The sequence below is a fragment of the Pseudomonas frederiksbergensis genome, assembly GCF_003732705.1.
Taxonomy (GTDB): Bacteria; Pseudomonadota; Gammaproteobacteria; order Pseudomonadales; family Pseudomonadaceae; genus Aquipseudomonas; species Aquipseudomonas frederiksbergensis_F.
In genome coordinates this window covers 566803-586003 of record NZ_MOBR01000006.1, presented here as the reverse complement: position 1 = coordinate 586003, position 19201 = coordinate 566803, and the positions used below count along the sequence as shown (strand labels likewise).

Below are 19201 nucleotides of genomic sequence, written 5' to 3'. Positions count from 1 at the left end.
GCGAAGGCGTCGTGTCAAATAACGTTGATGTCGACTGACACGCCGCCTTCGCGGGCAAGCCTCGCTCCTACAAGGGGGCTGTGATCTTTTTTCTTACAACCCCCGTACATCCCGGTCTTCAATCGGCCGGCTCTGGCGCAGGCGTTTGCCGCCCAGCACCACCCAGTCGATCAGCCGGAACAGGCATTCAATGCCGAACGACAGCAACAACGCCCCGCTCATGCCCCAGATCATCGCTTCCGGGGTCAGCAGGATCTGGTAGCTGTAGCCGTTCCAGGTTTCCTTGCGAATGTCCGGATCCGCCGCCAGCGCCACTTGCAGGAAGCGGATGTACCACGGGCCTTGCATCGCCTGGAACTGTTTATCCAACGCCAATTGACGGGTGAGCAAATTGCTCAGGCTGTCGGCATCGCTGCGAAAGATCGGGTCTTCGCTCGCACGGTAATGCGCGACCAAGGCCTGCATATCACCCTTGAAAAATTGGTTGGCCGTGCCCTGGAAGCCACTCAAACCGGTCTGCGCCTCAATCAGATGCGCCTCAACCCGCTTGGCGTAATCGCTGATGAACCCCGGCACCTGGACACCGATCAACAGGCCCGCCGCAAACAACACCAGCCGTAGATAACTGAGCAACATGGGGGAAGTCCTTATTCGGTCTTGCCCTGGCTGACGCATTCGCCGCGTCGCCAAAGGCTCCATTGGCCCGGTTCGTAGCGGGTCCAGGTTTCGTTTTCGGTCAAGGGTTCGGTGGCAATCACCGTGACCACGTCGTTGGGCGTGGTTTCGGCCTGAAAGTCGACGATCACATCGACGTCTTTCAGGCGTGCCGGGCCGAATGGGGCGCGACGGGTGATCTGCGCCAGTTTGGTCGAGCAATAGCAGAACAGCCAGTCGCCGTCGCTGAGCAGGCAGTTGAACACGCCTTTGCTGCGGTACTCGGCGCAGGCGGCCACCAGGTCCGGCAGCAGTTCTTCGATTTCCACTGGTTCAGGAAACGCGGCGCGCACGCGGTTGAGTAAATCGCAGAACGCCGCTTCGCTGTCGGTATCGCCGACCGGGCGGTAGAAACTCTTGATCGGTTCGAAGTCCGCGAGCTGGCCGTTGTGGGCGAAACACCAGTTGCGCCCCCACAACTCGCGCACGAACGGGTGGGTGTTGGACAGGCAGACCTTACCGACGTTGGCCTGGCGGATATGCCCGATCACCACTTCGCTCTTGATCGGGTAGCGCTGCACCAGATTGGCCACTTCCGACTCGCTGCTCGCCGCCGGGTCCTGGAACAGGCGCAGTCCACGGCCCTCATAGAAGGCGATGCCCCAGCCGTCACGGTGCGGCCCGGTACGCCCGCCGCGCTGCATCAGCCCGGTGAAGCTGAACACGATATCGGTCGGGACATTGGCGCTCATGCCCAATAACTCACACATGCTCGGACTCTCGCTTCAATGCTGGGGCAAGGTTACAAACGCGGTTCGATGCGCGAACGCTGGGGGTTGTTCGGGATCGGCGGACGGCCATAGCGGTCATCGCCGGCCACGCCGAACGGTTGCTCGTCTTCGTAGTCGTCAGGCTTGATCGCGGCCTTGGCGGCGGCAGCCTGTTCCTTGCGGGCGTTGGACGCACGCTCGATAGGAAAGCGGATCAGCACGAAAATCAGATACAGGCCGAACGCGATCATGCCGTACATGAACAGATCGGAAATTGCCCGCCAGGCGTTGTTGCCCACCTTGAACGCCAGGTCCAGGGCGGTGATGGCGATGGCCGGGGCAACCTTTTCCTTCACCGGATCGATGATGGTCGGGCTGAACAGCAACACCGCCACCAGCAACCGCAGCGGCTCGCGCAGGTAGCGCCACATCCAGCGGGTCAGGCGCATCCACACCAACAGGCAGCCTAAAGCGGCAAAGGCGTAGAGGCCCCAAGCGATCAGATAGTCGTTCTCGGTCATGGTGTCCATGGCAAGGCAGGCAAAGAGGCGCTTATAGTAACGACTTTTCGCCCGTCCGGCTTGTCCCAATACCAGTCGGTCCAGACACAGAACCTGTGGGAGCGAGCTTGCTCGCGATGGCGGACTGCCAGACAACATTGATATTGAATGTACTGGCCTCATCGCGAGCAAGCTCGCTCCCACAGGATCCGCACAGGCCTCTAGATTTGCCGAATGTCTGCGAAACCCTTATTCCGTACATTGTCCGAGAGCCCTTCATGCCCTTATCCGCCAACGTCACCAGCGCCCCGATTGCCCGCAAGGCCGAAGGGGTTGACCCGTATGCCTGGCTCCAGGAGCGCGACACCGACGCGGTGCTCGACTACCTGAAGGCTGAAAACAGCTATCAAGAAGCACAAACCGCCGATCAGGCCGGGCTGCGCGAAACCCTGTTCGAGGAGATCAAGGGCCGGATTCTCGAAACCGACCTGTCCCTGCCCTCGCCGTGGGGCCCGTACCTGTATTACACCCGCACCACGGCGGGTGATGAATACGCTCGTCACTACCGCTGCCCGCGCCCGGCGGATGACAGCCTGCTCATCGACGAAAGCCAGGAACACCTGCTGCTGGACCCGAACGAACTGGCCAAGGGCGGTTTTTTCTCCCTCGGCGCGTTCAGCATCAGCCCGGACCACCAGCGCCTGGCCTACAGCCTCGATACCACGGGCGATGAGATTTACACGCTGTTCGTGAAGGAATTGTCCAACGGCCGTGTCAGCGAACTGGAATTCCAGGACTGCGACGGCAGCATGACCTGGGCCAACGACAGCGTGACGCTGTTTTTCGGCGAACTGGACGACACTCATCGCCCGCACAAGCTGATGCGCTATCGGCTGGACGGCACGGCGGCCGAAGAAGTGTTCCATGAGGCGGACGGGCGATTCTTCCTGCATTGCTACCGCTCAAGCTCCGAACAGCAATTGCTGCTGTCCCTGGGCAGCAAGACCACCAGCGAAGTCTGGGTGCTCGACGCCTTCCAGCCGCACCAGCCCTTTACCTGCCTGGCGCCACGGGTCGAGGATCACGAATACGACGTCGATCACGGCGCCCTCGACGGCCAATGGACCTGGTTCATTCGCAGCAACCGCGACGGCATCAACTTCGCCCTCTACACCGCCGCCGATACTGGCGTGGCGCCGACCGAGGCCGACTGGCAGAACCTGATCCCCCACAGCGACACGGTGATGATCGAAGGCCTGAGCCTGAACGTCGAAGCCGTGACCCTGAGCCTGCGCGAAGGTGGCTTGCCGATCATCGAGGTTCGCCCACAAGGTTTGGCGCCTTATCGCGTGCAATTGCCGGACGCGGCCTACAGCCTGCATGTGCAAAACAGTCTGGAATTCGTCAGCGACAAGATTCGCCTGCGTTACGAAGCGCTGAACCGTCCGGCGCAGGTTCGTCAGTTGGAACTGGCCACCGGCGAGCAGAAAGTCCTCAAGGAAACCCCGGTGCTCGGCCCGTTCGACGCCGATGCCTACGTCAGCCAACGCCTGTGGGCGACCGCGCCGGACGGCACGCAGGTGCCGATCAGCCTGGTGGTCAAACGCGAAGCCCTCGGCAAGCCGACGCCGCTGTATCTGTACGGCTACGGCGCCTACGGCGAAAGCCTCGACCCGTGGTTCTCCCACGCGCGCCTGAGCCTGCTGGATCGCGGCGTGGCGTTTGCCATCGCCCACGTGCGTGGCGGCGGTGAACTGGGGGAAGCCTGGTACCGCGCCGGCAAGCAGGAACACAAACACAACACGTTCAGCGACTTCATCGCCTGCGCCGAGCATTTGATCGCCAACGGCTTCACCACTGCGCCGCAATTGGCGATCAGCGGCGGCAGCGCCGGGGGTTTGCTGATCGGCGCGGTGCTGAATCAGCGTCCAGAGCTGTTCGCGGCGGCGATTGCCGAGGTGCCGTTCGTCGATGTGCTCAACACCATGCTCGACCCGGATTTGCCGCTGACCGTCACTGAATACGACGAATGGGGCAATCCTGAAGAGCCGGACGTCTATGATCGGATCAAGGCCTACGCCCCGTACGAAAACGTCACCGCCCAGGCGTATCCAGCCACGCTGGTGATCGCCGGCTACAACGACAGTCGCGTGCAGTACTGGGAAGCGGCCAAGTGGGTGGCGAAATTGCGCGCGACCAAAACCGACGACAATCCCCTGCTGCTCAAGACCGAACTGGGTGCCGGGCATGGCGGCATGAGCGGGCGTTACCAGGGATTACGTGACGTAGCCCTCGAATACGCATTTGTTTTCAAGGTTTTGGGCATTGCCTGAGGAACTTGGCCCGGTGTACGGGTCTTAAACCCCGTACGCCGACCTACCCTTGTAGGAGCGAGGCTTGCCCGCGAAGAGGCCGCAACATTCAACATCTATGTTGGCTGACACGACGCCTTCGCGGGCAAGCCTCGCTCCTACAGGGATACGAGCATCATTCAGCAAAAAACAAAAAAGACCGTGACGACATGTCAGAACCGACCTTACTGAACAACGAAATTCGCGACTGGCTGATGGACTGCGGCCTGTTCGATCAGCTGCTGCCGGCCGACTTCGCCGCCGCTTCCGGTTATTTCAGCATCAGCACCATCGCCCAGGGCGAAGCGATCTTTCACGAGGGCGATGCCGGCAGTTTCATGTGCATCATCCATACCGGCCAGGTGTCGGTGCAGAAGACCAACAGCGACGGGCAAACGGTGATCATGGCCACCCTGCGCAGCGGTCGGGCGTTCGGCGAGATGGCCGTGCTCGACGGCGAGCGGCGCTCGGCCAGTTGTGTCGCGGCGAGCAACTGCCAGCTACTCAACCTGGGCAAGGACTCGCTGGAAAAAATGCTCAACGACGCACCGAAAATCGCCGCCAAGATCATCCGCGCCCTCGCCGTCTCGCTGTCAAAACGCCTGCGCATGGCGGACGGGCAACTGCTCTCGCAACAGGTTTAACCCCCTGGCGACTTGATCTTCGTGCTGTTCGGTTCAAGGCCCGGCAACGGCTGGTCCTTGGTCGGAGGGCTGGGCATTTCAATCGGCACCAGTGGCGGGCCGCCGCTGCCAGGCCCGGTCCTGGGCACGCTGGTGGGGGTAATCTGCGGGTACGGCGTGGGGGTCGCGGTGCCGGGTGAACCGGACATCGGCGCCGGGCTGGTGGGCATGGTTTGCTGCTGCTGGGCCTGCACTGCAGTTATCGAGAGCGCGGCCAAGGCAATGACCGTTAGAATGGTGCGCTTCATCAATGGCTCCGTTGGCCTTGTTGTCTGCTTGCAGGCTACTCCCAACTGCGTCCGTTTGCCTTATGCCAATTTTGCCCAAGAGCCTGCCATGAAACGTTTCGTTCTGCTCGACACCGCCCCCATCCCTGAAAACGGCGGTGCCTTGTGCCTGTTCGAATACGGTGAGGATTTCGTCATCAAGATCCAGGGTGGCGACGGCGGGCAACTGATGAACACCCGCATGCACGGCTCCGAAGACGCCCTGGCCGAGATCCCGTGCCGCAAGGTCGCCGGCCGACCGAATTCGCGCGTGTTGATCGGTGGCCTGGGCATGGGTTTCACCCTCGCCTCCGCCCTCAAGCACCTGGGCAAGACCGCTGAAGTGGTGGTCGCCGAACTGGTGCCCGGCGTGGTCGAGTGGAATCGCGGGCCGCTGGGGGAAAAGGCCGGCAACCCGTTGCTCGACCCGCGCACGGTGATCCGCATGGAAGACGTGGCCAAGGTGTTGCAAGCCGAGCCCCAAGGTTTCGACGCGATCATGCTCGACGTCGACAATGGCCCCGAAGGCCTGACCCAACGGGCCAACAGCTGGCTCTACTCATCCGGCGGCCTGAGTGCCTGCGCCAAGGCCCTGCGGCCCAAAGGCGTGCTGGCGGTGTGGTCGGCCAGCGCCGACAAGCAGTTCTCCGACAAATTGAAGAAGGCCGGTTTCAAGGCCGAAGAAGTCCAGGTCTTCGCCCACGGCAACAAAGGCACGCGCCATACAATCTGGATTGCCGAGAAGCTCAAGGGCTGAGCTAAACTCTGAACATAACCGTCATTAGTCTTTTACAAAGGTGAACCCATGAGTTCGTCAACGCCAACCAATACCTCGAAGCTGGATCGCATCCTCGCCGACAACCAGCGCGACAAGGAAATGGGTTACCGCGACAAGGCCCTGAAGATGTACCCGCACGTGTGCGGCCGCTGCGCCCGTGAATTCTCCGGCAAGCGCCTCAGCGAACTGACCGTGCACCACCGCGACCACAACCACGACAACAACCCACAGGACGGCTCGAACTGGGAACTGTTGTGCCTGTATTGCCACGACAACGAACACTCGCGCTACACCGATCAGCAGTACTTCGACGAAGGCTCACTGAGCAGCCCGAAAATCGCCAAGGCGACGCACAACCCGTTTGCGGCGCTGGCTGGACTGATGAAGAAAGAAGACTGACCCCCAATCCCTGTGGGAGCGAGCCTGCTCGCGAATAGGCCATGTCAGTCAACATCACTGCTGACTGACCCACCGCATTCGCGAGCAGGCTCACTCCCACAGGGGTTTTGTGTTTCAAGCGGCAATAACTTGCCGCTCCCGGCAATCCTTGCCGCAGCGCAAACATGTCAAAACCGCTACAAACCTGCCCTCCCGCTGCCCTTCTCCCTGCTGGCACTGTTCTTGCGATGTATCAGCATCAATACACGCAAGGCAGCGAACGATGAACGTCTCCTCAACCTTCAACAGCCCGGCGATGCTGGCTTATGGCGCGGCGGCCCAGGCCAGGGCTAAACCCGGCGCCACCGAGCAGGCGGCCAAAGACGCCAAGACCGATGACGCGGTCAGTCTCTCGAAAAAATCCACCGACTACAGCGGTTCGATCGGCAACAACGCGCCGTACTTTCCGGTCCGTGCGGGCATGAACGCGGACGCCCTGGTGCTGGGCGTGACCCAGCCGGGCGCGGTGTCCAGTTCCAAGGACAAGACCTTCGCGGACGTGGCCGTGGATGCGCGCAAGCGCATGGACGACAAGTACGCGCAGATGAAGGCCGGGGAAAAGCCTTACAACGGCAGCGTGGAAGACAAGAATGCGTTGATGGGCGATCTGGATCGCCGCTCGCTGAATGCCGTGGCCACCAACGAAGGCGGCAAGTTTTCCAGCGATGAGCAGGAAGCGGCCAAAGCGCTGATGCAACAGCAGGCGCGGCTGGCGTCGGGTCACTACAGCGGCCCTGAAGAGCAAAAGAAAAACTGGAAAGACCCGTTCGCCAATGATCCGATCGGCCGGGCCAAAGCTGCGCTGAATTTCCTCGACAACATGAGCCCCGAGGAAAAGACCAAGCCCGAATGGTTGACCCAGCACCAGACCCTGCAGGACGCGTTGACCCAGTACGACAAGGGCGATGTCGCCGCCGGGGGCAAGAAGAAAGACGGGCACTTCAATAATCTGGCGGAAATCCTGTCGGGTGTAGACACCAGCGGCTCGGGTAGCAAGGACCCGGCGGGCAACAAGATCACCGATGCGCCTGCCTCCATGATGGCCAAGCTCAAAGCGATGTTGCCAGCAACCCAGTAATCCCCGGTCAGACGCATACACCCTGTGGGAGCGAGCTTGCTCGCGATGGCGGCATCACATTCAACATCAATGTTGACTGGCCAACCGCTATCGCGAGCAAGCTCGCTCCCACAGGGGATCGGGGCCACGCATGAGAAAGCGCTGGCCGCCTAGCGCATTTCCCTTGTATCGCAACATGAAACTTTCATCAGAAAGTCGATACCCGTTTATTGGCAAAATCGTGGCATCCGGAACTCTGCATAGGTAACCGACATGTCCCGAATCCTGACCATCGAAGACGATGCCGTGACCGCCAGGGAAATCGTCACTGAACTGCAAAGCCATGGCTTTGAAGTGGATTGGGTGAGCAATGGACGCGAAGGGCTGGTGAGCGCGGTCAGTGGCAATTACGACCTGATCACCCTCGACCGCATGCTTCCCGAGCTGGATGGCCTGGCGATTGTCACAACGCTGCGGGCCATCGGCGTGGCCACGCCGATACTGATGATCAGCGCCCTCTCCGACGTCGATGAACGGGTGCGCGGCTTGCGTGCCGGCGGCGATGATTACCTGGCCAAGCCGTTCGCCACCGACGAGATGGCGGCCAGGGTCGAAGTGTTGCTGCGACGCAAGAGCCCGGTCAAAACCTTCGAAACGACCTTGCGCATCGCCGACCTGGAACTCGACCTGATCAGCCACGAGGCCAATCGTGCCAACCAGCCGCTGAGCCTGCTGCCCACCGAGTACAAACTGCTGGAATTCATGATGCGCAATCCGGGGCAGATTCTGTCGCGGATGATGATTTTCGAAGAGGTCTGGGGATATCACTTCGACCCGGGTACCAACCTGATCGACGTGCACATCGGTCGGTTGCGCAAGAAGATCGACCCACCGGGTTTACCGCCGTTGATTCGCACGATGCGGGGGTCGGGGTATGTGATTGCCGAGCCGCTATAAACCGTTCAATCGCCATGCCCTTGTAGGAGCAAAGCTTGCTCGCGATAGCCGTTTCGACAACACCATCGCCCGTAGGAGCAAAGCTTGCTCGCGATAGCCGTTTCGACAACACCATCGCCCGTAGGAGCAAAGCTTGCTCGCGATAGCGGTTTCGAGGACGCCATCGCGAGCAAGCTTTGCTCCTACGGGTCGGTGTTCAACCGGGCATGCACTGAAAATCGCCAGTCTGCGCCAATTGCTTGCCGCGGGAATCCTCAAGCCGCGCACTCACCTCCTGCCCCAGACTCGATTCCACCAATCGATAATGCTCACCCGCCTTAAACTGCGTGAAATGCACCTTGCCCTCGCAATCCTCCTGGTTCGAATCACCGCTCGGAATCTCGAACAACGTCACCGCCAGATCATGGGCACCGGGCGTCACTTCAAAGAAGCGACCGTCATCAATGCGCTGACCGTCCACCCGCTCCGCCAGCATGTCATTGGGCGACTCTTCCTGAAGCCCGATCCAGGCCATGCCCGGATCGGGTTTTGGCATCGGGCCAGCGCAGGCGGACAGCAGACAAACCACGCTCAGGCCGGGAATCAACAGCAGTTGTTTAAATGTCATTGGAATGAATTCCTTCATACACCGCCGTCCCCTGTGGGAGCGAGCTTGCTCGCGATAGCGGCGGGTCAGTCAATAGAGATGTTGAATGTGGGGGCCTCATCGCGAGCAAGCTCGCTCCCACAGGTTTTGTGCAGGCTCAGGAGCACAGGAAGCCCCTGCTCTGCGCCACTTGGTTACCGTGGGAATCCGTCAGGCTGACACCCGCTTTCAGCCCCTCGCTCGACGCATTGATCTGGTAGTGCTCGCCGGCCTTGAACTCGCTGTAGTTCAGGCGCCCCGTGCAATTGAGGTCCAGCGAGTTGCCGTCCGCGCCGCTGACCAGTGTCATGTCCAGACGATGCGCGCCCGGCTTGACCTCGAAGTAGCGTCCGTCACTGACCTGTTGGCCATCGATCCGCTGCGCCAGCAAATCGGCGCTTCCCGGTTGTTCCAGACCTATAAAGGCTTCGCTCGGGTCAGCCTTGGGCATCGGTCCCGCACACGCCGACAACAGACACATCAGGCCCAGGCCCGGAAGCAGTAAAAGGGGTTTGAATGTCATGGGAAAACACCTCGAAAAATGGACGCCGAGGCCGCCGCCAGGCGTGGCGGTGGGCGCTCGACTTGAGGTTAAGAGTGGCGGGCTAGAGCGCTTTGGACAAATGAAGACCCATGAAAGGTTTTTCAGGAAAACGTTAAAAATTTCTTCATCCCCGTGAAGGCAAATCTTTAAGTTGCACACGCAAGACTGCCCGGCAATTGCATTTCAAGACCTCGGAGGTTTACGGCATGCTCGGGCTGGTAAAGACCGCACTGCTCAAGCCCTACACGTTTATCGTGCTGGCAATTTTCATCTGCATCATCGGGCCCATGGCGGCCCTGCGTACGCCCACCGATGTGTTTCCCGACATCGGCATTCCAGTAATCGCAGTGGTCTGGCAGTACAACGGCCTGGCGCCCCAGGACATGGCCGGGCGGGTGATCTACACCTATGAACGCTCCCTGAGCACCACGGTCAACGACATCGAGCACATCGAGTCGCAATCCCTGCCGGGCATGGGCATCGTCAAGATTTTCTTCCAGCCGGGCGTCGATATCCGCACCGCCAACGCCCAGGTCACGGCGGTGTCGCAGACTGTGCTCAAACAGATGCCACCGGGCATCACCCCGCCGCTGATCCTCAACTACAGCGCCTCAACCGTGCCGATTTTGCAGATGGCGTTTTCCAGCCCCACGCTGTCGGAAGCGAAGATCCGCGACCTGGTGCAGAACAACATCCGCCTGCCGCTGACGTCGGTACCAGGGCTGGCAATCCCCACGCCGATGGGCGGCAAGCAACGGCAGATCACCCTCGATCTCGACCCGCAAGCCCTGGCTGCCAAAGGCCTCTCGGCCCAGGACGTCGGCAATGCGTTGGCCGCGCAGAACCAGATCATCCCGGTGGGCACCGCCAAGCTCGGCCCCAACGAATACACAGTGCTGCTGAACAACAGCCCGAAAGCCATCGACGAACTCAATGACCTGCCGATCAAAACCGTCGACGGCGCGCTGATCACCATCGGCCAGGTCGCTCACGTGCGCGATGGCTCGCCGCCGCAGACCAACATCGTGCGAGTCGACGGTCGCCGCGCGGTGCTGATGCCGGCGCTGAAGAACGGCAATATTTCCACGCTGTCGATCATCGATGGCATCCGCCAAATGCTGCCGCGCATCAACGAAACCGTGCCGTCGTCACTGAAGACTTCGCTGCTGGGCGATGCGTCGGTGTTCGTCAAACAGTCGGTGGGCAGCGTGGCCAAGGAAGGCATCATCGCCGCGCTGCTGACCAGTGCAATGATCCTGCTGTTCCTCGGCAGTTGGCGTTCAACCCTGATCATCGCGGCGTCGATTCCCCTGGCGGTGTTGTCGGCCATCGCCCTGCTCGCCGCCAGCGGCCAGACCCTCAACGTCATGACCCTCGGCGGGCTGGCGTTGGCGGTGGGGATTCTGGTGGACGATGCCACGGTGACCATCGAGAACATCAACTGGCACCTGGAACAAGGCAAAGCGGTGAAGACCGCGATCCTCGACGGCGCGAAGCAGATTGTCGGCCCGGCCTTCGTCTCGCTGCTGTGCATTTGCATCGTGTTCGTGCCGATGTTTCTGTTGCAGGGCATCGCCGGTTATTTGTTTCGGCCAATGGCGCTGGCGGTGATTTTTGCCATGGCCAGTTCCTTTATTTTGTCGCGGACCTTGGTGCCGACGCTGGCGATGTTTTTGCTCAAACCGCATAGGCCAGAACAAGGTCCGGGGCATCACCCGGAAGATGAATTCATCAACCATCACGAAGGTGAGCAGCACCGCAAAACCCACCATCCATTGCTGCAACGGGTGCTGAATTTCCAGCAGGGTTTCGAGCGGCATTTCTCCAACCTGCGGGACACTTATTTCGGATTGCTGGAACTGGCGCTGGAATACCGCAAGCGTTTCCTGCTGGGGTTCCTCGCCTGTGTGCTGGCATCGTTTGCGCTGTTGCCGAGCCTGGGCGAGGACTTCTTCCCGGCCACCGATGCTGGCGCGTTATCGCTGCATGTGCGCTTGCCGCTGGGCACGCGGATCGAGGAAAGCGCGGCGGCGTTCGACCGTATCGAAGCGCGGATCCGCGAGATCATCCCCGCCGAGCAACTGGACACCATCGTCGACAACATCGGCATCCCGCTGAGCGGCATCGACATGGCCTACAGCAACAGCGGCACCATCGGCCCGCAGGACGGTGACATCCAGGTCAGCCTCAAAACCGACCACAGTCCCACCGCCGATTATGTGAAACGCCTGCGCGAAGCCTTGCCCGAAAGTTTTCCCGGCAGTCACTTTGCGTTCCTGCCAGCGGACATCAGCAGCCAGATCCTCAACTTCGGCGCCCCGGCACCGCTGGACGTGAAAATCTCCGGCCCCAACGACGAGGCTAACCGCGCCTACGCCGTGGAGCTGGAACGACGCCTGCAACATGTGGCCGCGGTCGCTGACTTGCGCATCCAGCAGTCCACCGGTTATCCGTCGTTGCAGGTCAACGTCGATCGTCTGCGGGCCAATGGCCTGGGCATCACTGAACGCGACGTGACCAACAGCATGGTCGCGTCCCTGGCCGGCAGCTCGCAGACCGCGCCGACCTTCTGGCTCAACCCGGCCAACGGCGTGTCTTACGGGGTGGTCGCCGCCACCCCGCAATATCGCCTCGACAGCCTGCCGTCGCTAGAAGCCTTGCCGGTGACCGGCAGTGACGGGCAATCGCAGATCCTCGGCGGTTTGGCGAGTATTTCCCGGGTGCAGAGCCCGGCGGTGGTCAGCCACTACAACATCATGCCGACCCTGGATTTGTACGCCAACGTGCAGGGCCGTGACCTCGGCGGCGTGGCCAAGGACATTCAGAAAGTCCTGGATGACACCGCCTCGATGCGGCCCAAAGGCGCGGTGATCAGCCTGCATGGGCAGATCGATGCGTTGCACGAAGCCTTCAGCGGTTTGAGCTTCGGCCTGCTCGGCGCGGTGGTGCTGATCTACCTGCTGATCGTGGTCAACTTCCAGTCGTGGGTCGATCCGTTCGTGATCATCACCGCCCTGCCCGCCGCCCTTGCCGGGATTGTGTGGATGCTGTTTCTCAGTGGCACCTCGCTGTCGGTGCCGGCGCTGACCGGGGCGATCCTGTGCATGGGCGTGGCCACGGCCAACTCGATTTTGGTGGTGAGCTTCTGTCGTGAACGCCTGGCCGAACACGGCGATGCACTCAAGGCTGCGCTCGAAGGTGGTTACACCCGGTTCCGCCCGGTGTGCATGACCGCCCTGGCGATGATCATCGGCATGTTGCCGCTGGCCCTGTCCGAAGAACAGAACGCGCCGTTGGGCCGCGCTGTGATCGGCGGGCTGATCCTCGCCACCACCGCCACTTTGCTGTTCGTCCCGGTGGTGTTCAGCCTGGTTCACGGACGTCAATCATCTCGCGCTGTTGTTGGAGAAAGCTCTCATGTCTGATCAAAAACCGTCGCGCAAACGCCTGATGTGGGTGGGGGTCGGTGGCCTGACCCTGGCCGCGTTGCTGGTGGCCAACGGTCTGGCCGCCCGCACCCGCCACGAGAAAGCCGTGGCGGCCTGGACCGAAACCGCCGCCATGCCATTGGTCAGCGTGTTCCAGCCGCAACAGAACGTGCACGGCGACAGCCTGCGCTTGCCGGCGCATCTGGAGGCGTGGAGCAAAGCGCCGATCCATGCCCGGGTCAGCGGTTACCTCAAGGACTGGAAAACCGACATCGGCGCCCATGTGAAGGCCGGGCAGATTCTGGCCGAGATCGACAGCCCGGACCTCGATCAACAAGTGGCGCAAACCCGTGCCCGGCTGATCCAGGAACAGGCCAATGCGCGTCTGGCCGAAACCACCGCAAGCCGTTGGCAAAACCTGCTGGCAACGCACTCGGTGTCGCGCCAGGAAGCCGATGAAAAACGCTCCAATGCGGCCGCCGCCAAGGCCAACGCTGATGCTGCGGCGGCCGATTACGCGCGGCTGTCGGCGCTGGAGGAATACAAAACCATCCGCGCGCCGTTCGCCGGGACCATCACCGCGCGCAACACCGACATCGGTCAGTTGATCAAGGCTGACAGTGACAGCGATCCGCAGTTGTTCGACATCGCCGACACCCATCAACTGCGCCTCTACGTGCCGGTGCCGCAGAATTACGCCAGCGTGATCCGCCCTGGCATGCAGGCCGAATTGATCGTGCCGGAGCATCCCGGCGAGCACTTCAGCGCGCGGTTGATCGGCGATTCCACGGCGGTTGACCGGCGCTCCGGCACCTTGCTCGCGCAGTTTGTCGCGGATAACCCGGACGGCGCGCTGTTGCCCGGCGACTACGCCGAGGCGACCTTGCAGATTCCGGCGGATACCCATGGTGTGAGCATTCCGGCCAGTTCGTTGATCTTCCGCGCTCAGGGCACGCAAGTGGCGGTGCTGGATCCGGATAATCACGTGCACTTGCGTGACATTCATATCGGTCTGGATCTGGGGGAGCGGCTGGTGATCGATCAGGGCTTGAAACCGGCGGATCGGGTGGTGGATAACCCGCCGGATGCGCTGCGTGAAGGCGATGTCGTGCAACTGGCCGACGCTGGAGGTGTGCATGCGCCCAAGGCTTGAGCTGCTGATCATGGCGCTGGCGTTGCAGGGGTGTTCGATGGCGCCGGCGTACAAGGCGCCGGTCATCGACTTGCCGGCGCAGTATCGCGAGCAGGCCAGTGATGGGCCGTGGCATTTGGCTGAACCGGACCGGCAGGTTTCGTCGCACTGGTGGCAGTTGTATGAAGATCCGCGCCTGAACGACCTGCAACAGCAATTGCTCAAGGCCAACCCGGACCTGGCGGCGGCCCTTGCACATTTTGATGCTGCGCAGGCGTATGCCGGGCAGTTGCATGCCGGGTTGTTCCCGCAGATCAGCGCCAGCGCCCAGCCGTTGCGCCAGCGTCAGTCGGACGGCAAACCGCTGCGCGGCAGCAATCAGCCGTCGGTGTACAACAGCGACACGGCCGGGTTCGCACTGAGTTTCGACCTTGATTTGTGGGGGCGGATTCGTAATCAAGTGGCGGCGGGTGATGCCCAGGTGGCGGCTTCGGCAGACGACTTGGCCGCCGCTCGGTTGAGCCTGCAACAGCAACTGGCCACGTTGTACATCCAGCTCAAGGGACTGGATGCGCAGAACGGAATTCTCACCCGCTCCCTCGACGATTACACCCAGGCGTTGCAACTGACCCGTGACCGCTACGAAGGCGCCATCGCCTCGGAACTCGACCTGACCCGCGCGCAAAGCCAACTGGCCGAGGCCCGGGCGCAAATGGACGATGTGCGAGCGCAACGGGATCTGGCCGAGCATGCGATTGGAGAATTGGTGGGTGAGCCGGCGAGTGTTTTCCAGCTCACTGCGAACGATCAGCGATTGAATGTGCCTTCTGTCCCCGACGCACTCCCAAGCACCCTGCTGCAACGCCGCCCGGACATCGCCGCCGCCGAACGCCGAGTGTTTGCCGCCAACGCCAATATCGGCGTCGCTCGCGCGGCTTGGTACCCGGACTTCAGCTTGACCGGCCTGCTCGGCGGGCAAACCGCTGGGAGTGGAAATCTATTGGCCGCCGGCAATCGCTATTGGGCGCTGGGGCCGTTGGTCAATTTGCCGATTTTCGATGGCGGTCGCCTCGATGCCAACGAACGTCAGGCCAAGGCCGAATTCGAAGAAGCCGCCGCGCATTACCGCAGCCAGGTGCTGCGCGCGGTGCGCGAGGTCGAGGACAACCTCGGGCAACTGCGCGATCTGCAACGGGAGGCGGAGGATGAGCAAGCGGCGGTCGATGCCGCGCAACGCACGCAGACATTGGCGATGAACAGCTATGAAGCGGGGGCGGTGAATTATCTGGACGTGGTGACCGCGCAGACCTCGGCGTTGCAGGCGCAGCGGCGGTTGCAGACGTTGCGGACACGGCAGTTGCAGGCGAGTGTCGGGTTGGTGGTGGCGTTGGGTGGGGGTTGGAACAGCGGCGCAGATTGATGTTGGCTGGACGGGCCCTATCGCGAGCAAGCTCGCTCCCACATGGTTTCTGCGCCGGGCGCCATATTTGTGCTCGCCCCAAATCTCCTGTGGGAGCGAGCCTGCTCGCGAAGAGGCTGTGTCAGTCGACATCCCTGTTGGATGACCCACCGCTTTCGCGAGCAGGCTCGCTCCCACATGGGTTGTGCGCCGGGCGCCATATTTGTGCTCGCCCCAAATCCCCTGTGGGAGCGGGCTTGCTCGCGAAGGGGCCGTGTCAGTCGACATCCCTGTTGGATGAACCACCGCTTTCGCGAGCAAGCTCGCTCCCACATGGGTTGTGCGCCGGGCGCCATATTTGTGCTCGCCCCAAATTTCCTGTGGGAGCGAGCCTGCTCGCGAAGGGGCTGTGTCAGTCGACATCCCTGTTGGATGAACCACCGCTTTCGCGAGCAGGCTCGCTCCCACATGGGTTGTGCGCCAGGCGCCATATTTGTGCTCGACCCAAATCCCCTGTGGGAGCGAGCTTGCTCGCGATGACGGCCGCACTGCCACCATCAATCTACAAACTGACCACCCTGCGGCAATCCCCGTATAATCGCCCTCTTTTTCCCGAAGGCACCCCGCTCGTGGCAGATAAACGGTACAGCTGCATTGGTTTGTATAACCCCAAGTCACCGGAGAACGTCGGTTCGGTGATGCGCGCCGCTGGCTGTTATGGCGTGGCGTCGGTGTTCTATACCGGTAAGCGCTATGATCGCGCCGCCGATTTCGTCACCGACACCAAGCGCGTGCACTACGACATCCCGCTGATCGGCATCGACGACTTGAAAAAGATCCTGCCCCTGGGCTGTGTGCCAGTCGCCGTGGAACTGGTGGAAGGCGCCCGTTCGCTGCCGGAGTACACCCACCCGGATCGCGCCCTCTACATCTTCGGCCCGGAAGACGGCTCGCTGGATAAAGAGATTCGCGACTGGTGCGAAGACGTGGTCTACATCCCGACCACCGGTTGCATGAACCTGGCGGCCACCGTCAACGTCGTGCTGTACGACCGCATGGCCAAGGGGTTGAACACCCGCTCGGGCTCGAAATTCCGCTGAATCACCGCACATTGGATGGAACAAGCGGCCGCCCCTGGCAGTCAGCTAACTATCATTCCTGAACGCATGGAGACAGATCATGAGCGAACTCAAACGTGTAGAACGCATCGAATCCACCCCGTTCCAGACTCGCCATGAACAGAACGTCGAGGGCTGGGAACGCATCGGTTCCCTGGCTGGCGGCGTGGTGATGGTCGGCAAGGGCCTGCGTCGTGGCGGTGTGTTTGGCTTGATTCAAGTGGCGATTGGCGGCGTGGCGCTGGCTCGTGGCATTACCGGGCACAGCTCGGTGAAAAGCCTGCTGGAGAAGAGTCGCCAGGACATGAACAACGTGCGGGCGAAGATTCAGCGGGCGGGTGAGGAGTTGAATCAGTTGAAGGCCAATGCCGAGGCGGCGACCAAAACGGCGACCTTGACCGGTAATGATTCGTTGAAATCACCGAAAGCCGGGGTTTAAAACTCCACCCCGATCGTTCCCACGCTCTGCGTGGGAACGCCTCCAGGGACGCTCCGCGTTCCAGGCTGGAAAGGGACGCGGAGCGTCCCGGGCTGCATTCCCACGCGGAGCGTGGGAACGATCAGTTCAGGAGTTCGGAATCGAGGACTTTGGAAGACTCGCCGATCACGCTTTCACTGAGCTGCACAAATTCCTTGGTGTCGACGCTCTCCAAATGCATCGCACCGCGCTGCACATCATCCAGCGACCGCTTGTTGCGGGTCTTGATTCGAATCTCCTGATCCAGCTCCTGTAGCAACAACACCGCTTTGGCAATCTGCGCCGGGTTGACCTGCGCCCCCCGCAACGTCGTCACCTTCTGGCTGTCCTTGGCCAACTTCTTCTGCAAACTCTCATAACGCTCATCACTCATGCCACCGGCACGGCGCACCAGTTCGATGGCGTAATACTCGGCCAGGCCTTCGCTGATCCAGTCGCTGTGCTGTTTGTCGTTGACCCGCCCGAATACCTGGACCAATTCCCGCACCAGCACGCTGGTGCCGCTTTCGCTGACCAGCGGCAAACGGCTGTTGAGGTAGATCGATTCCCGCGCTGCCAGGCCGCCACGCCACATCGGGTCATTGGCGCCGACGATCAGCAACTTGCTCGGGTGACGGGGGAACACCGCCTGGGCTTGCGGCCAGACAAAGGTCAGCAGCGTCAGCACGTCCATGCGGCGCATGCCCTGCCCCAGCGGCGAGGCGACGGTAACTTCGGTTTCGCCCAACCGGGTGCGGCGGCTGCCGAGGTGGCCGGCGAGCATCCAGCCGGTCGGCCGGTCGAACAGTCGAGAGACGTTGTTGATGCGGAATGTGTTCTTGCCGATCCGCGGCCAGGCGGTTTCGACGCTTTTCCAGCCGTTGGGCAATTCGAATTCAAGGCGTGACACCAGTTCGATGCCATCCTGCTGATCGAGCTTGGCGGCCGGCACCAGGTCGTCGCCGCGCATCAATGCCCAATTCGGCGTCATGCGTGTGTCGAAGCTGCCGTTCTTGCGCCCGTGGCTGATGCGCACGCGGTAGGTCAGGCTGGCCTTGTCGGCGGCCGGGTGCCAGACGCCCCGGGTGGTTTGACCCGGCGTGAGCTGCCATTGGCCGTCAGCCTTGAAATCGCTGTAGTGGCTGCCGTCGCCCAGGTCAAAATCCAGGCTGCGCACCGCCGAGCCTTTGGCCAGGGTCAGGCGCACTTCGGCCTGATCGCTTTGCGGCAACAGGCGCACGTGGTAATCCAGATCGACCTTCTTCGCCGCCCACACGCACGAACTCAGGGCCAATGCCCCGACGGCCAACGCCAGCCGCAATCCCACAGCCATAGACACTCCTTCGTAACACGTTAGCCCGACGGACCTTTAACCCGCGCGGAAAATCAGGTGATCTTCCCAATCGTCTTCCGGCACGCTGCCTTCGGCGAGCATGCGTCCGGACTGGGAAATACGTTCGTGGTGCACCGCATCGCGATCGCCGCACACCAGGTGGTGCCACAGTGGCAGGTCCTTGCCCTCGCTGACCAGCCGATAGCCGCAGGTCGGCGGCAGCCACTGGAACTCTTCGGCCTTGCCCGGGGTGAGCTGGATGCAGTCCGGCACAAACTCGCGGCGGTTCGGGTAGTCCGTGCACTGGCAGGTTGTCAGGTCCAGCAGTTTGCAGGCGATGCGCGTGTAGTAGACGCTGTTGTCTTCTTCGTCTTCGAGCTTTTGCAGGCAGCACAGGCCACAGCCGTCGCACAGCGATTCCCATTCCTGGGGATCGAGTTGATCGAGGGTTTTGCGTATCCAGAACGGTTCGACGTTGGCGGCCATGGTTCAAGCATCTGCATCAGGTGGTGAAAAGGCCGCCAGTCTAGTGCCCAAGGCCTTGCGGGCCAAGCGCTGGCGACTGTCGGTAGAACTTCACTTGTCAGTTTTTGCGCCGCCGAGTAGCTTTGCCAGTCGCAACGAGCCAAACCTGAAGGCCATTAACGCGCAACCGCGTTGCATTCCGGTGAACTGCCACGGCTCAAGAAAACCTCATCGCTCAGCTCAACT

At 61.6% G+C, this 19201-nt stretch carries 19 protein-coding genes; 11 read left to right on the top strand and 8 right to left on the bottom strand.

What is annotated here, in order from left to right; translation table 11 throughout:
* Window positions 1–93 precede the first annotated feature (93 nt).
* Genes BK667_RS07735 through BK667_RS07725 form a run of 3 tightly spaced genes read right to left on the bottom strand, consistent with a single transcriptional unit; the run spans window position 94 to window position 1954 of the window.
* A complete protein-coding gene (locus BK667_RS07735) occupies window positions 94–636 on the bottom strand; it encodes a DUF2937 family protein (protein ID WP_123507704.1) in 543 nt (180 codons plus the stop codon).
* 11 nt (window positions 637–647) lie between these two features.
* A complete protein-coding gene (locus BK667_RS07730; protein ID WP_123507702.1) occupies window positions 648–1424 on the bottom strand; it encodes a class II glutamine amidotransferase in 777 nt (258 codons plus the stop codon).
* A gap of 32 nt (window positions 1425–1456) precedes the next feature.
* On the bottom strand, window positions 1457–1954 hold the full coding sequence (locus BK667_RS07725; protein WP_123410589.1) for an MFS transporter: 498 nt from the start codon (window positions 1952–1954) through the stop codon (window positions 1457–1459).
* A gap of 248 nt (window positions 1955–2202) precedes the next feature.
* On the opposite strand from BK667_RS07725, the gene BK667_RS07715 reads away from it, so the two are divergent.
* Both BK667_RS07715 and BK667_RS07710 read left to right on the top strand, forming a co-directional pair.
* Complete coding sequence (locus BK667_RS07715; RefSeq protein ID WP_123597225.1) at window positions 2203–4257, top strand: S9 family peptidase; 2055 nt, start codon at window positions 2203–2205, stop codon at window positions 4255–4257.
* 188 nt (window positions 4258–4445) lie between these two features.
* Window positions 4446–4919, top strand: a complete 474-nt coding sequence (locus BK667_RS07710; RefSeq protein WP_123507698.1) for a cyclic nucleotide-binding domain-containing protein — start codon at window positions 4446–4448, stop codon at window positions 4917–4919.
* Here the strand turns inward: BK667_RS07710 and BK667_RS07705 are convergent.
* Window positions 4916–5206 carry a hypothetical protein gene (locus BK667_RS07705; protein WP_123507695.1) on the bottom strand — a complete coding sequence of 97 codons (291 nt, stop codon included), beginning with the start codon at window positions 5204–5206 and terminating at the stop codon, window positions 4916–4918. The two genes, BK667_RS07710 and BK667_RS07705, sit on opposite strands and share 4 nt — an antisense overlap.
* An 88-nt stretch (window positions 5207–5294) precedes the next feature.
* Here BK667_RS07705 and BK667_RS07700 point away from each other — a divergent pair, with 88 nt between their 5' ends.
* The 4 genes from BK667_RS07700 (at window position 5295) to BK667_RS07680 (ending at window position 8454) form a co-directional block, all read left to right on the top strand.
* Window positions 5295–5981 (top strand): spermidine synthase, encoded by a 687-nt coding sequence (locus BK667_RS07700; protein WP_123410584.1) that lies wholly within the window; start codon window positions 5295–5297, stop codon window positions 5979–5981.
* Window positions 5982–6029: 48 nt separating this feature from the next.
* The gene (locus BK667_RS07695; protein ID WP_008153129.1) at window positions 6030–6401 is read left to right on the top strand and encodes a YajD family HNH nuclease; all 372 of its coding nucleotides are present in this window, start codon (window positions 6030–6032) and stop codon (window positions 6399–6401) included.
* A 262-nt stretch (window positions 6402–6663) separates the two neighbouring features.
* Window positions 6664–7518 carry a hypothetical protein gene (locus BK667_RS07685; protein WP_123507693.1) on the top strand — a complete coding sequence of 285 codons (855 nt, stop codon included), beginning with the start codon at window positions 6664–6666 and terminating at the stop codon, window positions 7516–7518.
* A gap of 252 nt (window positions 7519–7770) precedes the next feature.
* Complete coding sequence (locus BK667_RS07680; RefSeq protein ID WP_123507691.1) at window positions 7771–8454, top strand: response regulator transcription factor; 684 nt, start codon at window positions 7771–7773, stop codon at window positions 8452–8454.
* A gap of 196 nt (window positions 8455–8650) precedes the next feature.
* On the opposite strand, the gene BK667_RS07675 is transcribed toward BK667_RS07680, so the two are convergent.
* Both BK667_RS07675 and BK667_RS07665 read right to left on the bottom strand, forming a co-directional pair.
* Window positions 8651–9061, bottom strand: a complete 411-nt coding sequence (locus BK667_RS07675) for a PA0061/PA0062 family lipoprotein (RefSeq protein WP_123507689.1) — start codon at window positions 9059–9061, stop codon at window positions 8651–8653.
* 136 nt (window positions 9062–9197) lie between these two features.
* Window positions 9198–9602: a PA0061/PA0062 family lipoprotein gene (locus BK667_RS07665; RefSeq protein WP_123597224.1), complete on the bottom strand. Its 405-nt coding sequence runs from the start codon at window positions 9600–9602 to the stop codon at window positions 9198–9200.
* A 227-nt stretch (window positions 9603–9829) separates the two neighbouring features.
* Between BK667_RS07665 and BK667_RS07660 the strand changes: the two genes are divergently transcribed.
* The 5 genes from BK667_RS07660 (at window position 9830) to BK667_RS07635 (ending at window position 17139) form a co-directional block, all read left to right on the top strand.
* Entirely contained in the window at window positions 9830–13048 is a 3219-nt protein-coding gene (locus BK667_RS07660; RefSeq protein WP_123597223.1) for an efflux RND transporter permease subunit, read from the top strand.
* Entirely contained in the window at window positions 13041–14204 is a 1164-nt protein-coding gene (locus BK667_RS07655; protein WP_123597222.1) for an efflux RND transporter periplasmic adaptor subunit, read from the top strand. The genes BK667_RS07660 and BK667_RS07655 overlap by 8 nt, the downstream gene beginning before the upstream one ends.
* Window positions 14188–15603, top strand: a complete 1416-nt coding sequence (locus BK667_RS07650; protein WP_123597221.1) for an efflux transporter outer membrane subunit — start codon at window positions 14188–14190, stop codon at window positions 15601–15603. Before BK667_RS07655 ends, BK667_RS07650 begins: the two co-directional genes overlap by 17 nt.
* A 608-nt stretch (window positions 15604–16211) precedes the next feature.
* Complete coding sequence (locus BK667_RS07640; RefSeq protein ID WP_123597237.1) at window positions 16212–16682, top strand: RNA methyltransferase; 471 nt, start codon at window positions 16212–16214, stop codon at window positions 16680–16682.
* Between the two features lie 79 nt (window positions 16683–16761).
* Complete coding sequence (locus BK667_RS07635) at window positions 16762–17139, top strand: YgaP family membrane protein (RefSeq protein WP_123597219.1); 378 nt, start codon at window positions 16762–16764, stop codon at window positions 17137–17139.
* Between the two features lie 121 nt (window positions 17140–17260).
* Here the strand turns inward: BK667_RS07635 and BK667_RS07630 are convergent, their stop codons facing one another.
* Window positions 17261–18490, bottom strand: a complete 1230-nt coding sequence (locus tag BK667_RS07630) for a hypothetical protein (RefSeq protein WP_123597218.1) — start codon at window positions 18488–18490, stop codon at window positions 17261–17263.
* A 36-nt stretch (window positions 18491–18526) separates the two neighbouring features.
* A complete protein-coding gene (locus tag BK667_RS07625) occupies window positions 18527–18976 on the bottom strand; it encodes a YcgN family cysteine cluster protein (RefSeq protein ID WP_123597217.1) in 450 nt (149 codons plus the stop codon).
* Window positions 18977–19201: the final 225 nt, after the last annotated feature.